This is a genomic window from Mitsuokella apri (genome assembly GCF_047974105.1).
Classification (GTDB): domain Bacteria; phylum Bacillota; class Negativicutes; order Selenomonadales; family Selenomonadaceae; genus Mitsuokella.
The window spans coordinates 1-18,377 of the sequence record NZ_JBHYRS010000009.1 but is presented as its reverse complement, the minus strand read 5'-3'; the positions used below and the strand labels follow the sequence as shown (position 1 = coordinate 18,377).

17 protein-coding genes are annotated in these 18,377 nt (G+C 51.9%); 16 read left to right on the top strand and 1 reads right to left on the bottom strand.

Going from position 1 to position 18,377, the window contains the following annotated elements; genetic code table 11:
• Window positions 1-82: 82 nt before the first annotated feature.
• Window positions 83-628, bottom strand: a complete 546-nt coding sequence (locus ACE419_RS10415) for an NADH peroxidase (protein WP_432648043.1) — start codon at window positions 626-628, stop codon at window positions 83-85.
• Window positions 629-999: 371 nt separating this feature from the next.
• Here ACE419_RS10415 and tsaE point away from each other — a divergent pair, with 371 nt between their 5' ends.
• From tsaE to ACE419_RS10335, 16 genes are all read left to right on the top strand, one after another.
• Entirely contained in the window at window positions 1,000-1,482 is a 483-nt protein-coding gene (gene tsaE / locus ACE419_RS10410) for a tRNA (adenosine(37)-N6)-threonylcarbamoyltransferase complex ATPase subunit type 1 TsaE (RefSeq protein WP_435721966.1), read from the top strand.
• Window positions 1,463-2,173 (top strand): tRNA (adenosine(37)-N6)-threonylcarbamoyltransferase complex dimerization subunit type 1 TsaB, encoded by a 711-nt coding sequence (gene tsaB, locus ACE419_RS10405; protein ID WP_435721965.1) that lies wholly within the window; start codon window positions 1,463-1,465, stop codon window positions 2,171-2,173. The genes tsaE and tsaB overlap by 20 nt, the downstream gene beginning before the upstream one ends.
• Window positions 2,170-2,622, top strand: a complete 453-nt coding sequence (rimI, locus tag ACE419_RS10400; RefSeq protein ID WP_435721964.1) for a ribosomal protein S18-alanine N-acetyltransferase — start codon at window positions 2,170-2,172, stop codon at window positions 2,620-2,622. Before tsaB ends, rimI begins: the two co-directional genes overlap by 4 nt.
• Before the next feature lie 89 nt (window positions 2,623-2,711).
• Complete coding sequence (tsaD, locus tag ACE419_RS10395) at window positions 2,712-3,734, top strand: tRNA (adenosine(37)-N6)-threonylcarbamoyltransferase complex transferase subunit TsaD (protein ID WP_435721963.1); 1,023 nt, start codon at window positions 2,712-2,714, stop codon at window positions 3,732-3,734.
• Window positions 3,735-3,925: 191 nt separating this feature from the next.
• Window positions 3,926-5,365 carry a sensor histidine kinase gene (locus ACE419_RS10390; RefSeq protein WP_432647615.1) on the top strand — a complete coding sequence of 480 codons (1,440 nt, stop codon included), beginning with the start codon at window positions 3,926-3,928 and terminating at the stop codon, window positions 5,363-5,365.
• A gap of 70 nt (window positions 5,366-5,435) precedes the next feature.
• A complete protein-coding gene (locus ACE419_RS10385) occupies window positions 5,436-6,023 on the top strand; it encodes an ANTAR domain-containing response regulator (protein WP_432647616.1) in 588 nt (195 codons plus the stop codon).
• A 199-nt stretch (window positions 6,024-6,222) separates the two neighbouring features.
• The gene (locus tag ACE419_RS10380) at window positions 6,223-7,728 is read left to right on the top strand and encodes a chromate transporter (RefSeq protein WP_435721962.1); all 1,506 of its coding nucleotides are present in this window, start codon (window positions 6,223-6,225) and stop codon (window positions 7,726-7,728) included.
• Between the two features lie 39 nt (window positions 7,729-7,767).
• The gene (locus ACE419_RS10375) at window positions 7,768-9,450 is read left to right on the top strand and encodes an adenylyl-sulfate reductase subunit alpha (protein WP_435721998.1); all 1,683 of its coding nucleotides are present in this window, start codon (window positions 7,768-7,770) and stop codon (window positions 9,448-9,450) included.
• The gene (locus ACE419_RS10370; protein ID WP_432647618.1) at window positions 9,434-9,757 is read left to right on the top strand and encodes a 4Fe-4S dicluster domain-containing protein; all 324 of its coding nucleotides are present in this window, start codon (window positions 9,434-9,436) and stop codon (window positions 9,755-9,757) included. The genes ACE419_RS10375 and ACE419_RS10370 overlap by 17 nt, the downstream gene beginning before the upstream one ends.
• Window positions 9,758-9,774: 17 nt before the next feature.
• The gene (gene cysD / locus ACE419_RS10365) at window positions 9,775-10,683 is read left to right on the top strand and encodes a sulfate adenylyltransferase subunit CysD (RefSeq protein ID WP_432647619.1); all 909 of its coding nucleotides are present in this window, start codon (window positions 9,775-9,777) and stop codon (window positions 10,681-10,683) included.
• A 1-nt stretch (window position 10,684) separates the two neighbouring features.
• Window positions 10,685-12,319, top strand: a complete 1,635-nt coding sequence (locus ACE419_RS10360) for a sulfate adenylyltransferase subunit 1 (protein ID WP_435721961.1) — start codon at window positions 10,685-10,687, stop codon at window positions 12,317-12,319.
• 183 nt (window positions 12,320-12,502) lie between these two features.
• Window positions 12,503-12,787 carry a co-chaperone GroES gene (gene groES / locus ACE419_RS10355; protein WP_295633135.1) on the top strand — a complete coding sequence of 95 codons (285 nt, stop codon included), beginning with the start codon at window positions 12,503-12,505 and terminating at the stop codon, window positions 12,785-12,787.
• Between the two features lie 17 nt (window positions 12,788-12,804).
• A complete protein-coding gene (gene groL / locus ACE419_RS10350; RefSeq protein ID WP_435721960.1) occupies window positions 12,805-14,433 on the top strand; it encodes a chaperonin GroEL in 1,629 nt (542 codons plus the stop codon).
• Between the two features lie 400 nt (window positions 14,434-14,833).
• Entirely contained in the window at window positions 14,834-16,663 is a 1,830-nt protein-coding gene (gene glmS, locus ACE419_RS10345) for a glutamine--fructose-6-phosphate transaminase (isomerizing) (RefSeq protein WP_435721959.1), read from the top strand.
• Window positions 16,664-16,764: 101 nt separating this feature from the next.
• The gene (locus tag ACE419_RS10340; protein ID WP_435721958.1) at window positions 16,765-17,418 is read left to right on the top strand and encodes an HAD family hydrolase; all 654 of its coding nucleotides are present in this window, start codon (window positions 16,765-16,767) and stop codon (window positions 17,416-17,418) included.
• 103 nt (window positions 17,419-17,521) lie between these two features.
• On the top strand, window positions 17,522-17,965 hold the full coding sequence (locus tag ACE419_RS10335) for a hypothetical protein (RefSeq protein ID WP_435721957.1): 444 nt from the start codon (window positions 17,522-17,524) through the stop codon (window positions 17,963-17,965).
• Window positions 17,966-18,377 lie beyond the last annotated feature (412 nt).

Below are 18,377 nucleotides of genomic sequence, written 5' to 3'. Positions count from 1 at the left end.
CCTGCGGATGCGCTGCAGGGTGTCCTTTATATGATGTTTAGGAGTTTTGTTCCAGAAATGGGACTTTTTGAAGGATAAGGGATTATTTACCGAAGTAACGGTCGAACAGGCCCTTGAAGCCGCGGCCATGGCGAGCTTCGTCCTTAGCCATCTCATGAACCGTGTCATGAACAGCGTCGAGGCCGAGCTGCTTAGCGAGCGTTGCGAGCTCTTTCTTGCCAGCGCAGGCGCCGTGCTCTGCATCGATACGCATCGTCAGGTTCTTCTTCGTGCTGTCCGTGAGGACTTCGCCGAGGAGTTCAGCGAATTTGGAAGCATGCTCTGCTTCTTCAAAAGCGTAGCGTTTGTAAGCTTCTGCGATTTCCGGATAACCTTCGCGGTCAGCCTGACGGCTCATAGCGAGGTACATGCCGACTTCGGAGCACTCGCCCGTGAAGTTCTGACGCAGACCTTCGATGATGCGCGGATCAACGTCTTTTGCAACGCCGACATGATGCTCATCAGCAAACGTCATCGTGTCGCTCTGCTCAACGAACTTGGAAGCCGGAGCATGGCAGATCGGGCATTCAGCCGGAGCTGCTTCGCCTTCATAAACATAACCGCAAACCGTGCAAACAAACTTTTTCATAATAAAAGCCTCCTAATATATCTTGATATACATACACATCATAGGTGAATCCCGATTGATTTGTTCTTTGTGTCAATCGGTGTAGCTCACTTGCTATGCTTTGATTATACGTCATATGGGATAAAATAGAAATAGCGAAATCTGGCGATTAAGAGGAAATATCTGCTTTATTCTCACTCAATCTCTTAATATCGCCAATTTGCTCATTTTATAAAATAAATTTTCTACGGATAATAATTATCTAAATTATCATGGCGGGCTGGCATGTGGAGGAATTTACCGAATCTGCTCCGTGTGATATAATGATAAATTGAATATGCATGATTTTATGTGTTCATTTTTAACTATATATAGGAGAGATAATACACGAAATGTTTACCTGTACAACGAATTCTCCCGAGGAAACTGCCCATATAGCAGAGCTTGTCGGACAAAAGATCCGGGAGGGAACCGTACTGTGCCTGGAAGGAGACCTTGGCGTCGGCAAGACACTGTTTGTTCAGAGCCTTGCGCGTACTCTGGGGGTAGAGGGAGAGGTCACAAGTCCGACATTCAATCTCATGAATGTATATGAAGGAATATGCCCCATCTATCATTTTGACCTCTATCGTCTGGAATCCGAGGAGGAGCTTGAAGATATTGGCTTCTACGAATATACGGAAGATCCCGAGGGAATCGTCGTCATTGAATGGTCGGATAAGTTTCCGCAGTGTATGCCGGAGGATTATGTCGAGGTCCATATCGAGAAATCGGAGTTTCAGGAGGATGGACGCAGGATTACTTTCGCAAGCGTCGGAGAGCGCTATCAGGAATTCATAAAGGAGTTGGAGTCATTTGTCTATTTTAGCCATTGATACGGCCACGCAGGTTTCGAGTGTGGCTGTGGCTTCTGCTGATAAACTCGCGGCTGAGCTTACGATGCAGGCAAAGCTCACGCATTCGGAAACGCTCATGCCGCATATCGAGAAAGTCCTCGCGATGGCAGGGGGCAAAAAAGAGCAGCTTGAAGGCATTGCCGTCAGCATCGGTCCAGGCTCCTTTACGGGCCTGCGCATCGGACTGGCCGCGGCCAAGGCCATGGCCTATGCCCTGAACCTGCCGATTGTCGGTGTTTCGACATTAAAGGCACTTGCCTATCACTATCCGGTGCCAGGGCTGCGCATCGTCAGCCTGCTCGATGCGCAAAAGGGCAATGCCTACCGTGAAAGCTATGAATGGCAGGACGGGAAGCTGCAGGTCATGCAGTCCGTAGAAGTCCTGCCGCTTGCAGAAATCATCGCGGAATGTGCGGAGTCGGGACGTCCTTGCGTGCTCTTAGGCGATGTTGCGGCAAAACGCGTGCGCGGGAAAATGGAGCTGCCTCAAAATGTCACAGTGGCACCGGCGCATCTCATCATGCCGCGCGCTGCCTGCGTAGCCATGCTTGGTTTGGAAGAATTTGCTGCAGGACACCGTGATAATGTCATGAACATGGAGCCTGTCTACATTCGCCGCAGTGAAGCAGAGGTCCTTTGGGAAAAACGTCATCCGGAGGCAGCCAAATGAAGCCGGTGGGTCTGAGCTTCCGCGAAATGAAGCCCGAGGACGCCGAAGCTGTAGAAACCGTCGAAAAGGCGTGTTTTGCCATTCCGTGGTCGAGAGAATCGTTTTGGCGGGAAGCCGCAAGCGAGAATACCTGTTATTTGCTGGCTCTAGACGGTCAAAAAGTCATCGGCTATGTGGGCTGCTGGATTTCTTTGGAAGAGGCACAGATCACGAATATTGCCATTTTGCCGGCATACCGCGGGCAGAAAGTCGGGACAGAGCTTTTGGGCAGGCTCATTGAGATGGTGAAAAAGCGCGGCGTCACGGCCATGACGCTCGAGGTGCGGCCGTCGAATGCGCCGGCACGCGCCCTTTATGCACATTATGGCTTTCGCGAAGCCGGTGTCCGTAAAAAATACTACCATGATAATGGCGAGGATGCCATCATCATGTGGAATACGAAATTATAAAGAAACGGGCGAAATGGCTTTTGCCAGTTTATGCCAATTTATGTCAGTTTAAGCTAATTTTAGTCAGTTTATGAGGAGAGAGGGATAGCGTGGAAGAAGAAATCCTGACTCTGGGAATCGAGTCGAGCTGCGATGAGACTTCGGCGGCCGTACTGCGCGGCGGCCGCACGATTTTGTCCAATGTCATCTCGACGCAGATTCCGATTCATCAGAAGTTTGGCGGCGTGGTGCCGGAAATCGCTTCGCGCAAACACATCGTCAATATCATGCCGGTCATTGATGAGGCTGTGCGTCAGGCAGGCGTAACGCTCAAAGACATCGACCAGGTCGCCGTGACATATGGTCCGGGCCTTGTGGGAGCTTTGCTGGTCGGCGTTTCAGCAGCGAAGGCACTTGCCTTTGCCCTTGATAAGCCGCTCATCGGGGTCAATCACCTTGAAGGGCATATTTTTGCTAACTTTTTGGCGGAACCAGAGCTTGAGCCGCCATTCATGGCTCTTGTTGTTTCAGGCGGCCATACGGCACTTGTCGACGTGCGCGGTTACGACCGTTTCCATATGATGGGACAGACGCGCGACGATGCGGCAGGCGAAGCTTTTGATAAGATTGCCCGCGTCATGGGACTGCCGTATCCGGGCGGTCCGCGCATTGATGCGCTGGCAAAAGAGGGCAATCCTCTGGCCATTGATTTCCCGCGTGCTCTTGAGGAAAAAGGCAATTACGAGTTCAGCTTCAGTGGCTTGAAATCGGCTGTGCTGAATTACATCAACAGCGAGAAGATGAAGGGGCATGAGCTGCAGAAAGCGGATATTGCCGCTTCGTTCCAGCATTCTGTTGTGGAAGTGCTGGTAGAAAAAGCGTTTGACGCCGTGCAGGAAGCGGGACGTGACACGCTTGTACTCGCCGGCGGCGTGGCGGCGAACAGCGGGCTTGAGGCAAGACTGCGTAAACGTGCCGAAGAAACGGGCATCCGCTTCTTCTATCCGAATCGCATTCTCTGCACGGACAACGCGGCCATGATTGCCTGCCGCGGCTATTATCAGGCCAAACACGGCGATTTCAGCGATTTATACCTCAATGCCGTGCCGGGACTTGGTTTGGAAGAGAAATAACCGTATACAGAATAGAGATTTTGGAATCAATGTGGATTCCCTGTCAAAGGACTGCTGCCTCTGTACAGCAGTCCTTTTTGTCTTTTCGGAAAATATTCTATTACTTGTATCATTTTACGGATAGTACATTACAAATTAAACGTTTTCTGCTATACTATAAAGCAAAAGTGTAAGAGTGAGGTGCGGATAAGATGGATAGTATTACACGGCTCTGCCGTGAGCAGACGAATCTGACCATGCTGCAGATCAGTCTGCTTTCACGCATGTCGATTGTCTTTCCTTTTTTGGCAGATTTGGCACATGGTGAGCTTAAGGTTTATGTCAGAGCAAAGACGCCGAATTCTTTTCTTATTGCAGCGCAGCAGCGGCCACATACGGTTTACCTTCCGGGAAAGCCGGATGAAGCGGGACGTGTGATACGCTCGATTGAGGAACCGCTGATCAAGGAAACATTCCGAACGGGGAAACCCGGCTGCGGCAAGCGCGAATGGAATTATGGCTCCATGATTGATATGTACACGTTTGCCATACACGATGGGGATAAAGTCATCGGTGTACTGAATTTTGAGGTAGACCGTGAAAAATTATCGATTGAAGGGTATCCGCATCTTTTAGAAGCGGCCGTGGCGGTGCTTTACCATGCCCGTCATGTGCTGAATCCCGAGCAGTTCCGCCCGATTACGGCCAGTGACGGCATCATGATCACGGACGCACACAGCCGCATCATCTTTGCCGATGCCGCAGCACAGCGCATTTACCGCGTACTTGGTGTCGGCAGCCTGCGCGGCGGCCACCTTTTTGACCGGCAGATGACGCAGCATGTCACGCGCGAGACCATGGAAACGGAGCGTCCCTGGCAGAAGGAGATCACGGCCGGCGGTCTCATCCTCATCCGCCGCGAAATCGTCATCCGCGAAGGCGGCGAGCTCAAGATGCGCATTGTCATCATTTCAGATGTTACGGAGACGCGGGCCAAAGATAAGGAAATCCGCATCAAGTCCGCGGTCATTCAGGAAATCCATCACCGCGTCAAGAATAATTTGCAGGCTATTGCAAGCCTGCTGCGCATTCAGGCGAGACGCGCAAAGACCAGGGAAGTCAAGGAAGCACTTCAGGAAAGCATTAACCGCATCCTGTCGATTTCTGTTGTCCACGAGTATCTTTCACAGCAAGGCAGTGAGGATATCGATGTGCAGGAGGTCATGGGGCATATCTTCGACCTGGCAGCGCGCAATATGACGGACAAAGATTTCCTCATTCGTACGGAATTCAAGGGCCCGCGCTTGATTCTGCCGTCGAAATGCGCAAGTTCCGTGGCTCTTGTTTTAAACGAACTCGTGCTCAATGCCATGGAGCATGCCTTTGTCGGACGTAAGTCGGGACTCATCGGCCTTGCGGTGCAGGAGGATGCGGACCATTGGCATCTGGACTTTTATGATGACGGTATCGGACTGCCGGCAGATTTTGGCAAACAGCCGCGCAAATCGCTGGGACTCACCATTGTGCAGACTCTGGTCGAAGGGGACCTTGGCGGTACTTTCGTCATCGAGAACGATGAACGCGGAGCCGGACATGGTACGCATGCAAGACTGCGCATCCCAAAAGTACAGCCAAATCCTACGGATGCATAAACTGGAAATACAAATAGATTGATACAGGACAGGAAAATAAGAGGATTGCAGGGGAAAGGCAGGAATACATATGGCACATGAGAAATTACGGATTGTCATTGCGGATAATGAATCCATCATCCGCATGGATTTGCGGGAGATGCTCGAAGAAGCCGGACATGAGGTCGTGGGTGAGGCGATTGATGGGCGCAGGGCGGTGGAACTCACGCGTCAGCATCGTCCGGACCTCGTCATCATGGATATTAAGATGCCGCAGATGGATGGCATCACGGCAGCGCGCAAGATTTCAGAGGAAAAGCTGGCCCCTGTGCTTTTGCTGACCGCATTCAGCCAGCCGGAAATTGTCGAAAAAGCGAAGGATTCGGGCGTACTTGGCTATCTTGTCAAACCCGTGCAGGAAAATAATCTCTTTCCGGCCATTGAAATTGCCATGTCGCGCTGGCGTGAGATGCAGGGCCTCGAGCAGGAACTTGCGGGCCTGCGCGATTCCCTGGCCATGCGCAAGACACTTGACCGCGCCAAGGGCATCCTCATGGCTGCCCATCATCTGTCAGAGCCCGAGGCCTACCGCCGCATCCAGCAGTATGCGATGATGAAGCGGCTGACCGTCAAGGAAGTCGCCGAGGCCATCGTCAAGGCCGCGGGCGGTAAGGTCTGAGAACAGGGAAAAAGAAAATATATATGAGTTTTATCACAAAAAGTTAGTTTACATGTTGACAAACTATGTTTTCTCGTTTATGATAGAACCATATTGGATAGGAACTGACCAACAAATGGAGGTTCCAGGATATGCTAAGGCATGTCTTGGAATCTCCATTTTTATTTGTTTATTTTTCAGGGTATGTGAGGTGAAGGCAGTGGAACATGTTTTAGCAGAAACCGGCAGAAATGAATCCATGCAGCAGGGATATGGGCGTCTTATGCACTTGGCTGCGAGTATGTTCCGCATAGGAGCCATTGGTTTTGGCGGCGGTAACGCGCTGATTCCGGTTATCGAGGAAGAAGTTGTCCGCAGGGGCCGTCTTGTCTCGAAACGCGACTACGAGGAAGATGTCGTAGCAGCCTGCGTTACGCCAGGGGCATTGCCCGTGGAGATTGCTGCCGGCATTGGTCAGCGTTTAGGCGGTTATGCAGGGATGATGCTCGCTGCTTCGATGATGGCGCTGCCGGGGTCCATTCTGACCATCCTGATTCTCGCCGTGCTGTCGGGCGGGCAGGGAGAGGCACTGCTTGGCATCCGCAGCATTTCCATCGGCCTCGGTGCCTTCATCATCAGCCTGCTTCTGCTCTATGTCATCAAGACGTTCCGCCAGGTTCAGACGGAAGGGCAGCGGACTGTGCGCATGATGGGTCTCGTGATGACGGCCGTGTTCCTGCTTTCTTCGGAAAAAAATATTTACGCGCTCTTAGGTGTTGCGCAGAAGCCGATTTTCGGACTTTCGGTCGTGGCAACGCTGGGGCTGGCATTTTTCCTGATTGTCTTTTTGAGCAAAGAGAGGACGCGTGCGAAATATCTGCTGGCATCCTCTCTGATCGTTTCGTTTCTTCTGAGCGGCAGCAGCCTCACGGGCGGACTGCCGTGGATGGCTGAAATACATGTCGGAAGCATTTTCCTGATGGGTCTGCTGGGAGTTTATGGCATCTCGCAAAGTTTTCGCGGCGCTGCGCAGGATGATGCAGCCAGGGACAAGGGGACGCTGCTGCTCGGGAGCCTGAAGGAAGCATTGGTCTGGTTCGGCTTTGCCCTGTTTTTTGCCCTGCCGTCACTGCTGCTCGTGCCGGAGAGCCTTTCTTATCTGATGAATGGCTTTTTGTCCTCGCTGCTCTCTTTTGGCGGCGGCGATGCGTATCTGACGATTGCCGATGGACTGTTCGTCGGCAGTGGCGCCGTAACAGCCGCCGATTTTTATGGTCAGCTCGTACCGGTGGCCAATGCCCTGCCGGGGTCCATCCTTTGCAAGATTTTGACGGGCATCGGTTATTTTGAAGGGATGCGCGCGGGCGGTATGACGGCAGGTCTCCTGCTGACACTTTCTGGTTTTGGCATCAGCGTAGCGGCTTCGGGCCTGCTTTTTGGTTTTGTCGCACGTCTCCTGCGAACGTTCCACGATGTACCGGTTTTCCGTCAGGTGAGTTTCTGGGTACGCCCGATTATCAGCGGCCTGCTGCTTAATGTGGCTCTCTCGATGCTGCGTACGAATCTCGCCGCTGGCGCGGAACTTTCTCTGCCGCAGCTGCCTGTCCTGCTGCTGACGGTCCTTCTCGCTGTCATTTGCCTGCTGGTCCTTTGCAGGCCCAAGGCAGGGCTTGCGGCACCGATGATGTTTTCGGCAGGTGCCGGATTTGTGCTGATGCTGATTTGAAGAAGATGTGGATTTTAGGAGAGATATTACATGAAGGAAATGCATTTAGAGCGGCGCCATCTGGAGACCGATGTGCTGATTATTGGCGGCGGCACGGCTGGATGCTATGCTGCTATCCGGCTTGGCAGGGAAAGGGGCATGCAGGTGCTGATTGCAGAAAAGGCAAATATTGAGCGCAGCGGCTGCCTCGCGGCCGGCGTCAACGCACTCAATGCCTATATTTCAGCAGGTCATACCCCCGAAGATTATGTCGAATACGCGCGTCGGGATGCCGAAGGCATCATCCGCGACGACCTCATGCTGACGATTGCCCGAAATGTCAATGCGGTCACGGAAGACCTTGAAAAGCGCGGCCTCGTAATCCTGAAGGATAAAGACGGGAATTATGTGACGCGCGGCTGGCGTAATGTCAAAATAAACGGCGAGAATATCAAGCCGCTGCTGGCAAAGGGCGTACAGGAACAGGAAAATGCGACGGTGCTCAATCATGTCAACATTACGGACTTGAAGGTAAAAGATGGCAGAGTTTACGGCGCTGTGGGATTTTCCGTGCGCGAAAAGATTGCCTATGATATCGACGCCAAGGCTGTGCTCATCAGCACGGGCGGGGCGGCAGGGCTCTATCGCCCGAATAATCCGGGCTTCTCGCGCCATAAGATGTGGTATCCTCCTTTCAATACGGGCGCGGGCTATGCCATGGGCATCCGCGCAGGCGCCGAGATGACGACGCTTGAGCACCGCTTCGTTGCCCTGCGCTGCAAGGATACGATTGCACCGACCGGCACGATTGCGCAGGGCGTCGGCGCAAAGCAGGTCAACGCCGAAGGCGAAGTCTACGAGACAAAATACGGCCTGACGACACCGCAGCGCATTTACGGCACGGTTGAGGAAAACCGCAAGGGGCGTGGCCCGTGCTACCTCGATACGCGCCATATCACACAGGAGCAGCAAAAAGATCTTTACCATGCCTATCTCAATATGGCACCGGCTCAGACCCTGAAATGGCTCGAAAGCGGCAAAGGCCCGCAGAAAGAACCGGTCGAGGTGGAAGGCACGGAGCCTTACGTCGTCGGCGGCCACACGGCCAGCGGCTTCTGGGTTGATACGAAGCGCGAAACGACGATTGAGGGCCTTTTTGCAGCCGGCGATGTGGCGGGCGGTGCTCCGCAGAAATACGTGACCGGAGCCTTGGCCGAAGGTGAAATCGCCGCTGAGGCCATTGCAGCGTTCTGCCAGCAGACAGAAAAAAATCCGTCTCAAAATACGGGAACTGATGATGCTCATTTATCCGCCTATGATGCTTATCTTGCCAATGAGCAGGGTAATCTGACGACAGAACAGCTTGAAGAGGCCATGCAGAAAGTCATGGATGAGTATGCCGGCGGCATCCATACGGATTACCGCTATAACAAGAGCCGGCTGCAGCTCGCGGATGAAAAAATCCAGCATCTTGAAAGCCTGCTGCCATCACTTGCTTCTATAGATATGTACGGACTCATGAAGATTTACGAGTTGCGCGAACGTCTGACGGTCTGCCGGGCACTCATTACCCATCTGCTGGCACGTCATGAGACGAGGTGGCATACGTTTGGCGAGAACGCCGATTATCCGGAGCAGTCGCCAGAAGGCCTCTGCTACATCAATTCGTGCTTTGAAGACGGAAGCTTCCATATATATAAGAAGCCGCTGGTCAAAGGAGGGCATTATGAGCATACGCATTGATAAGGCGCGCTGCATCGGCTGCGGCCGCTGCACAGAGGCCTGCCCCGGCAATCTCCTGTGCCTGCGGCAGGCGGAAAAAGGGCGCAAAGCTGAAATCCGCGAAGTCCGGGACTGCTGGGGCTGCACGGCCTGCATGAAGGTGTGCCCGGTAAGCGCTATCGGCTATTTTCTTGGCGCGGACCTTGGCGGCAGCGGCAGCACGATGACCATCGAGAAAAAAAGTCACTTTTATCACTGGCATATCAAAAAACCTGGGCAGGATACAATCATCATCACGATTGACCGCCAGAATGCCAATCAATACTGAGTAAGGAGTTCATAGATATGGGAAAATTATCGCATCTCGATGCCTTGGAGGCGGAAGCTATCTATATCATGCGGGAAGTAGCAGCAGAATCGGAAAAACCGGTCATGCTCTATTCCATCGGCAAAGACAGTACCGTCATGATGCATCTGGCACTCAAGGCCTTTTACCCGGAAAAGCCGCCTTTTCCGTTCCTGCACATCAACACGACGTGGAAGTTCCATGAGATGATTGCCTTCCGCGATGCACAGGCGAAAAAATACGGTCTCGACATGATTGAGTACAAGAATGAGGAAGGCCTGAGGGCCGATGTCAATCCGTTTGACTACGGCGCTTCGTATACGGATATCATGAAGACGCAGGCACTCAAGCAGGCTTTGACGAAATACGGCTTTACGGCAGCCTTTGGCGGCGGCCGCCGCGACGAGGAAAAATCGCGTGCGAAGGAACGCGTTTTCTCCTTCCGCAATGCGGCGCAGGCCTGGGACCCGAAGAATCAGCGTCCGGAGATGTGGAAGCTCTACAACTCGCAGATCAACAAGGGCGAGAGCATCCGCGTGTTCCCGCTGTCCAACTGGACGGAGAAAGACATCTGGCAGTACATCCGCCGCGAGAATCTCGAGATCGTCTCGCTGTATTTTGCGAAAGAACGCCCTGTCATCGAGCGCGATGGCAATCTCATCATGATTGATGATGACCGCATCGTCAAAAAACTTGACCTGAAGCCTGAGGATATTCAGCATAAGAAAGTCCGTTTCCGCACGCTCGGCTGCTATCCGCTGACCGGAGCTGTCGAATCGGAAGCCGATACATTAGATGCCATCGTGGAGGAGACGCTCGGCGCCGTAGAATCGGAGCGCACGAGCCGCGTCATCGATCACGAGGGAGCCGGCAGCATGGAACGCCGGAAACGGGAGGGTTATTTCTGATATGAACGATTTACTCAAATTCATTACCTGCGGCAGCGTCGACGACGGCAAATCCACGCTGATTGGTCATCTTTTATACGATGCCAAACTCATCTATGCCGACCAGAAAGAAGCGCTGCTGCTCGATTCCAAAGTTGGCAGCCGCGGCGGCGCCATCGATTATTCGCTGCTGCTTGACGGACTTTTGGCCGAGCGTGAGCAGGGCATCACGATTGACGTGGCCTACCGCTATTTCACGACGGACAACCGCAGTTTCATCTGCGCCGATACGCCGGGGCATGAGGAATACACGCGCAATATGGCCTGCGGCGCTTCGTTTGCGGACCTCGCCATCATCCTCGTCGATGCGACGCAGGGCGTTTTGACGCAGACGCGCCGTCATGCCCGCATCTGTGCGCTCATGGGAACTCGTTATTTCGTCTTTGCCATCAACAAAATGGACCTTGCGGATTATTCAGAAGCACGTTTTGACGAAATTCGCCAGCAGATTGAGGAACTCCAGCAGGAACTTTCGCTGCACGATGTCAGGATCATTCCGGTTTCGGCGACGGAAGGCGACAATGTCACGAAGAAATCCCCGAATATGCCCTGGTATGATGGCCCGACGCTGCTTGAGTATCTTGAGACGGTCGATGTCACGGCCGTGCAGGAAGATGGTTTTTATATGCCCGTACAGCGCGTCTGCCGTCCAAACCATGAATTCCGCGGCTTTCAGGGACAGATTGAGAGCGGCAGCATTGCCGTCGGCGATACCATTACCTCGCAGCCAAGCGGCGAACAGGCCGAAGTCAAAAAGATTTTGGTGGCAGACCGCGACGTGCAGTCGGCCTTTAAGGGACAGCCTGTGACCATTCAGCTGAACCGTGAGGTCGATGTTTCGCGCGGCTGCGTGCTCGAAAAGGGAAGCCATGTCCGTCAGGCCGCGAATTTCAAGGCTGAAATCCTCTGGATGGACGATGTGCCTCTTTCCATCGGCAAGAACTTCATGGTCTTCCTCGGCACGAAGAAGATTCCGGGCATACTGACGAATATCGATTACCGCATCGACATCAACAGCGGCGAGCATGTCAAGGCGGATGGACTCAAGAAGAATGAAATTGCCGTCTGCGAGATTGCCGTGACGGAGCCCATCGTGCTCGATACGTTCAATCATCACCGCACACAGGGCGAGCTCATCCTCATTGACCGCATCAGCAATATGACCGCGGCCTGCGGCGTTGTGCGTGAAATTCCGGATGCCAGTGAAAAACGTCATTTCGCTGCCAATCAGCAGATGCGCAGCGCCCTGAACTGGCAGGCCCCGCTGGCCGTGGCCTTTGAGCCGCAGAATGACGGCCTTTCCCTTGCTGATATCGAAGAAGCCGAGTACTACCTCGTGCGCAATGGCCGTCACACGTATCTTTATCATCCGCAGGCCGGCGAAGATTATGAAAATACCCTGCAGCATCTCCTGCAGGCCGGCCTCGTCGTCCTGCTCGTGCTCGACAAAGGGCAGGAAGTACCGGAAAATGTACGCCGCTTTGCCGAATTTGTGGGAGAAGGTGTCAATGAACTGAATTCCCAGCAGATTGCGGAAAAGATCCTGCATCATTCCATGCTCGATTCGATGATGGCGCCAAATAACTGGATTATTTAAGAAAGAAAATTACATCTTATCAAGGCAGTCAAAATGACTGCCTTTGTTTTTTTGACTTTTTTATGGAATTTATATTGACATTTTGACTTAGAGGGGGTAATATAAAGACTGTAGTTAGCACTCGGGACTAGTGAGTGCTAACACCATAACAAAGTAAATTCATTTTATAGGAGGAAGATACCTATGATTAAGCCATTGGGCGAAAGAGTTGTCATCGAAGTTGCAGAAAGCGATGTAAAGACGGCCAGCGGCATTGTACTGCCGGACACGGCCAAAGAGAAACCGCAGAAGGGCACGGTTGTGGCAGTTGGTACGGGCAAGCTGCTCGATAATGGTGAGCGCGCCGCTATGGAAGTCAAGGTTGGCGATGGCGTCATCTTCTCCAAATATTCGGGTTCCGAAGTCAAGGTTGACGGCAAGGACTATTTGATTGTTCGCGAGAGCGACATTCTGGCAGTTGTGGAATAATTTCGGAGGTAATATAAATGGCAAAGCAGATTCTGTTTGATGAAGAAGCACGCCGCGCACTCGGCCGCGGTGTTGACGCACTGGCAAATGCAGTAAAAGTAACGCTCGGACCTAAGGGCCGCAACGTTGTCCTCGATAAGAAATTCGGCGCTCCGACCATCACGAACGATGGTGTCACGATTGCCCGCGACATCGAGCTCGAGGATCCGTTTGAAAACATGGGCGCACAGCTCGTCAAGGAAGTCGCCACGAAGACGAACGACATCGCCGGCGATGGTACGACGACGGCAACGCTTCTGGCACAGGCCATGATTCATGAAGGCATGAAGAATGTCGCAGCCGGTGCCAACCCGATGATCATCAAGAAGGGCATTGATGAAGCAGTCAAGGCTCTCGTTGAGGAGATCAAGGCTAAAGCTAAGAAAGTCGAAGGCCAGGCTGATATCGCACAGGTCGCTACGATTTCTTCCGCAAACGAAGAGACGGGCCGCCTGATTGCTGAAGCCATGGAAAAAGTCGGCAAAGATGGCGTCATTACGGTTGAGGAATCCAAGACGATGCGCACGAACCTTTCCGTCAAGGAAGGCATGCAGTTCGACCGCGGCTACATCTCCCCGTACCTCGTTACGGATACGGATAAGATGGAAGCAACGCTTGACGACCCGTACATCCTGATTACGGACCGCAAGATTTCGGCTATCAACGACATTCTGCCGATTCTCGAGCAGGTCGTAAAAGCTGGCAAACAGCTCGCCATCATCGCTGAGGATGTTGACGGCGAAGCTCTGACGACGATTGTTGTCAACAAGCTGCGCGGTACGTTCAAGGCTCTGGCTGTCAAGGCTCCGGGCTTCGGCGACCGCCGCAAGGCTATGCTGCAGGATATCGCAACCCTGACGGGCGGCACGGTCATCAGCGAAGAAGTCGGCCGCAAGCTCGACAGCGTTACGCTCGCTGACCTCGGTCAGGCACACAAGATGGTCTCTACGAAGGACGAGACGACGATCATTGGCGGCAAGGGCGACAAAGAAGCCATTGCCGAGCGCGTTGCTCAGATCAAGCAGCAGATTTCCCAGACGACGAGTGATTTCGATAAGGAGAAACTGCAGGAGCGCCTCGCAAAACTCTCCGGCGGTGTTGCTGTCATCGAGATCGGCGCTGCTACGGAAGTCGAGATGAAGGACAAGAAGTACCGCATCGAAGATGCCCTGAACGCTACGCGTGCAGCTGTTGAAGAAGGCATTGTCGCAGGCGGCGGCACGACGTTCCTCGACATCCTGCCGGCACTCGACAAACTCGACGTCGAAGGCGACGAGAAGGTCGGTGTCAATATCGTAAGACGCGCTATCGAAGAACCGGTCCGTCAGATCGCTCAGAACGCAGGCCTTGAAGGTTCTGTCGTTGTCGAGAACGTTAAGAAGGCCGGCACGGGCATCGGCTTCAACGCACTCAAGAACGAGTATGTCGACATGCTCAAGGCTGGTATCGTTGACCCGGCTAAGGTTACGCGTTCTGCCCTGCAGAATGCAGCTTCGATTGCCTCCATGGTCCTCACGACGGAAACGCTCGTTGCGGACAAACCGGAAAAAGAAGCTCCGGCAGCAGCTGGTGCACCGGGCATGGGCGGCATGCCGGGCATGATGTAATCTCTTAAAATCATTACATCTCCTAAACTTAAAAGATTCCCGTTCGGATTTTCCGGACGGGAATTTTTATATGTCCGGATTCTTTGTTTACAAGGGCTGAATGGGGCAAATATTGACACGCAGGCGGTTTTAGGCTAAAATAGCAACGTATCGAAGTCTCGATACAAGAGTATATAATTTCATATTGCAGCGGGATGTTACGGAAAAGAAGCAATTCTTAGCGCTAGTTCCTTTAGGAGAAATAACTCTGGAGGAAGACGAGGAGAAGGTTGTCGAGACGTCAGCGGATGCCTTCCGGCCGTTCCCGGTCGATAGGACCTGATGAAATCAGATGAGCAATTATCTGCACAAAATCAGGCGGGGGAACCTGCTGCATCAAAGTATCAGGAGGTACTTCATTATGTGTGGTATTGTAGGTTATGTCGGCGATAAGCAGGCTGCGGATTTCCTTCTGGAAGGTCTTTCGAAGCTTGAGTACCGCGGCTATGATTCAGCAGGTATCGCTGTCTATGATGGCAAGCGTATCCGCGTGGAAAAGAGTGTAGGCCGCCTGTCTGCACTGCGCGATAAAATCAAAGACGATATGCCGCAGGGCACCATCGGCATTGGCCATACGCGCTGGGCTACACACGGCCGTCCGTCGGACCGCAACGCGCATCCGCATACGGACTGCTCCGGTGATTTCGTCGTTGTTCACAACGGCATCATCGAGAACTATCTCGGCCTTAAGGAAGAGCTCATCGAAAAGGGACATGTCTTTAAGTCGGAGACCGATACGGAAGTCGTTGCGCATCTTCTCGAAGAAGTCTACAATGGTGATTTTGTTTCTTCAGTCCGCGAGGTTCTGCACCGCATCGAGGGTTCCTACTCTCTGGTGTTCATGAGCAAGCGTGAACCGGACAAGCTCATCTGCACGAAGCAGGACAACCCGCTCGTCATTGGCATCGGCGAGGGTGAGAACTTCATCGCGTCGGATATCCCGGCTATTATTGCCCGCACGCGCCGTACGTACATCCTCAACGATGGTGAACTTGCCGTTGTTACCAAGGACTCCATCAAGATCACGAACCGCCGCGGCGAACCTGTGACGAAGAAGGTCTTTGAGGTCAACTGGAATGCGGAAGCTGCTGAAAAAGGCGGCTATGAGCACTTCATGCTCAAAGAAATCAACGAGCAGCCGAAGGCTGTCCGCGACACGATGAGCCAGCGCATTGCCAAGGATGGCAAGTCCATCGTCATGAACGAGCTCAAGTGGGATGCGGATTATCTGAATTCCTTCAATAAAATCTATATCGTTGCCTGCGGTACGGCTTATCATGCCGGCCTTGTCGGCAAGTTCTACATCGAAAAACTGGCCCGTGTCATGGTCGAAGTGGATGTAGCTTCTGAATTCCGCTATCGCAATCCGATTGTCGACGAAAATACACTGTTCATTGTGGTTTCGCAGTCGGGCGAGACAAGCGATACACTGGCTGCTCTCAAAGAGTCGAAGCGCCTTGGGGCAAAGACCCTGGCCTTGACGAATGTCGTCGGCTCCTCGATTGCCCGTGAGGCCGACCAGGTACTGTATACGTGGGCTGGTCCTGAGATTGCCGTTGCTTCGACGAAAGCTTATACGACGCAGCTGATTCTGTTCTTCATGCTGGCCCTTTATATGGCTCAGATTAAGAAAACGCAGACGCCGGATCGCATCGCGGAGCTTATTGCAGAACTCAAGAACATTCCGGCGCAGATCAGCGAGGAACTTTCAGACGTTGACCCGATTAAGACTTTTGCGAAGAAGTACGGCTTCAATGAAGATGTTTTCTACATTGGCCGTCTGCTCGACTACGATGTAGCTCTGGAAGGTGCTCTGAAGCTTAAGGAAATTTCCTATATCCATGCCGAGGCTTATGCCGCCGGTGAGCTCAAGCATGGCACGCTGGCTCTGATTGTCGAGGGTGTGCCCGTCATCGCTCTGGCTACGCAGAAGAGCGTTTACGAGAAGACTCTTTCGAATATCAAGGAAGTCAAGGCCCGCGATGCTGTTGTCATCGGTATTGCCGCAGAAGGCGATACGGAGCTTGAGAAGTATGTCGACCATGTCATCATGGTTCCGGAGACGGATGAACTCCTGATTCCGCTGCTGACGGTCGTTCCTCTGCAGCTTCTCGCTTATTATGCTGCGATCACGCGCGGCTGCGATGTTGATAAACCGCGTAACCTCGCAAAATCGGTCACGGTTGAATAATAAAAGAACAAATTATGAGACCTTCTCCATCCGGAGAAGGTCTTTTTGTGAAAATGAAGAAGAATAGAATAATATAAGAGGCATAGAAAAGAGGATAAAGCATGAAGGCATTTATTTTTGACATGGACGGCGTTATTGCTGATACAGAACCCGTACATATGCAGGCTGAGCAGCACGTACTCAAGAGATTGGGGTTTGAGGTAGATATTGCTTATTTTCAACGCTTTCAGGGCATGACGGACAGTATGCTGTTTGAAGCAGTAAAAAAAGATTATCCGTTCAAGGCGACTGCAGAGCAGGCTGCTAAAGCCAAGGCATATATATTCAATAAAAAGCTCCACGAAGAACACGTCACGCCGATTGAGGGGATTCTGCCGTTTATCCATGAGGTAAACGAATTACGCCAGTCAAAGGGCCTTAAGACGGCCATTGCGAGTTCTTCGAGTGATGATTTTATTGGTTTTGTCGTCGATGACCTCAAAATACGGGATTGCTTTGATATCCTGATGAGCGGCACGAACCTCCCCGAGTCAAAGCCAAATCCGGCCATTTATCTGCAGACAGCCGCCTATCTGCAGGTAGATCCAAGGGAATGTGTCGTCCTCGAGGATGCCGCTAACGGCGCGAAAGCGGCCAAAGCGGCCGGAATGACCTGCATCGGCTTCAATAGTCCGCACAGCCCAAACCAGGACCTGTCTATTTGTGATCATGTCGTAGATAAGATTTCTGAAATTCGTCTTGATGAGCTTTTTTAAATGTAAAACGAAATGCGTCTTAAGCAGGATTATCCGGAGGCTACGAAGAATAAATTCTTTAGCAAATAAATTTTTGAAATTATTAGCTTGAGGAGGCATTTTTATGGCAGAAATGACGAAAAAGGCACAGGCATTTCAGGATTTTCTGGATGAAAAAAATATCAAGGCTTTTGCTGCAGAGACGATCGAGAATGATCCGGAAAAGACAACTGTCTTTCGTTCGCATGTAGAAGTCGATGGTCAGCAGCTGCCGCTGCTCGTTCTGCTTGACCGCAGTATTTTTTCGATGATTCGCGTCCAGGTTTCGCCAAAATGCAAAACAAAGGAAAATGAGCTGGCCGTACTCAAACTGGCCAATGAGCAGAATCTGACATACAAGCCTTTCAAACTCTACTTTGATGGCGAGGGCTCTCTGATTCTTGATATTTGTCTGCTGACACCTGATGATGAAGGCAAAGACATCGGCGATATGATTTATGGTATGTTCAATGTGCTGATCCAGTTCCTCAACGAGAACTATCGCAGTATCATGAAGACCATTTGGTAAGAAACAACGTTCTGCAAGTCTGAAAAGCTGGCTGATATGAAAATCAGCTGGCTTTTTATATTCTTTTTTAAAAAAGTGTTGACAAACCATTTTGTATACTGTATCATAATACAAGTCGCTGAGAGATACGGCAGACACAGACAAACAAACCTTGAGTGGTAAAACTGTGAAAGCCAAAAAGCTTCAAAAAAAGAAGAAAAAACTTCTTGACAAGCTGAGCTCGATGCGATAAGATATAAAAGTCGCTTGAAGCGAGAACGCTTCGAAAGACAAGTTGTTCTTTGAAAACTAAACAATGCAACATGAATCATTTGTGATTCAAGCCAGATGTTATTAAAACATCGATTGATTATGAACATAAGCAATCGGCAATTTCTTTACTGAGCTTCATTTATTTGAGGTTCAGGCCAAA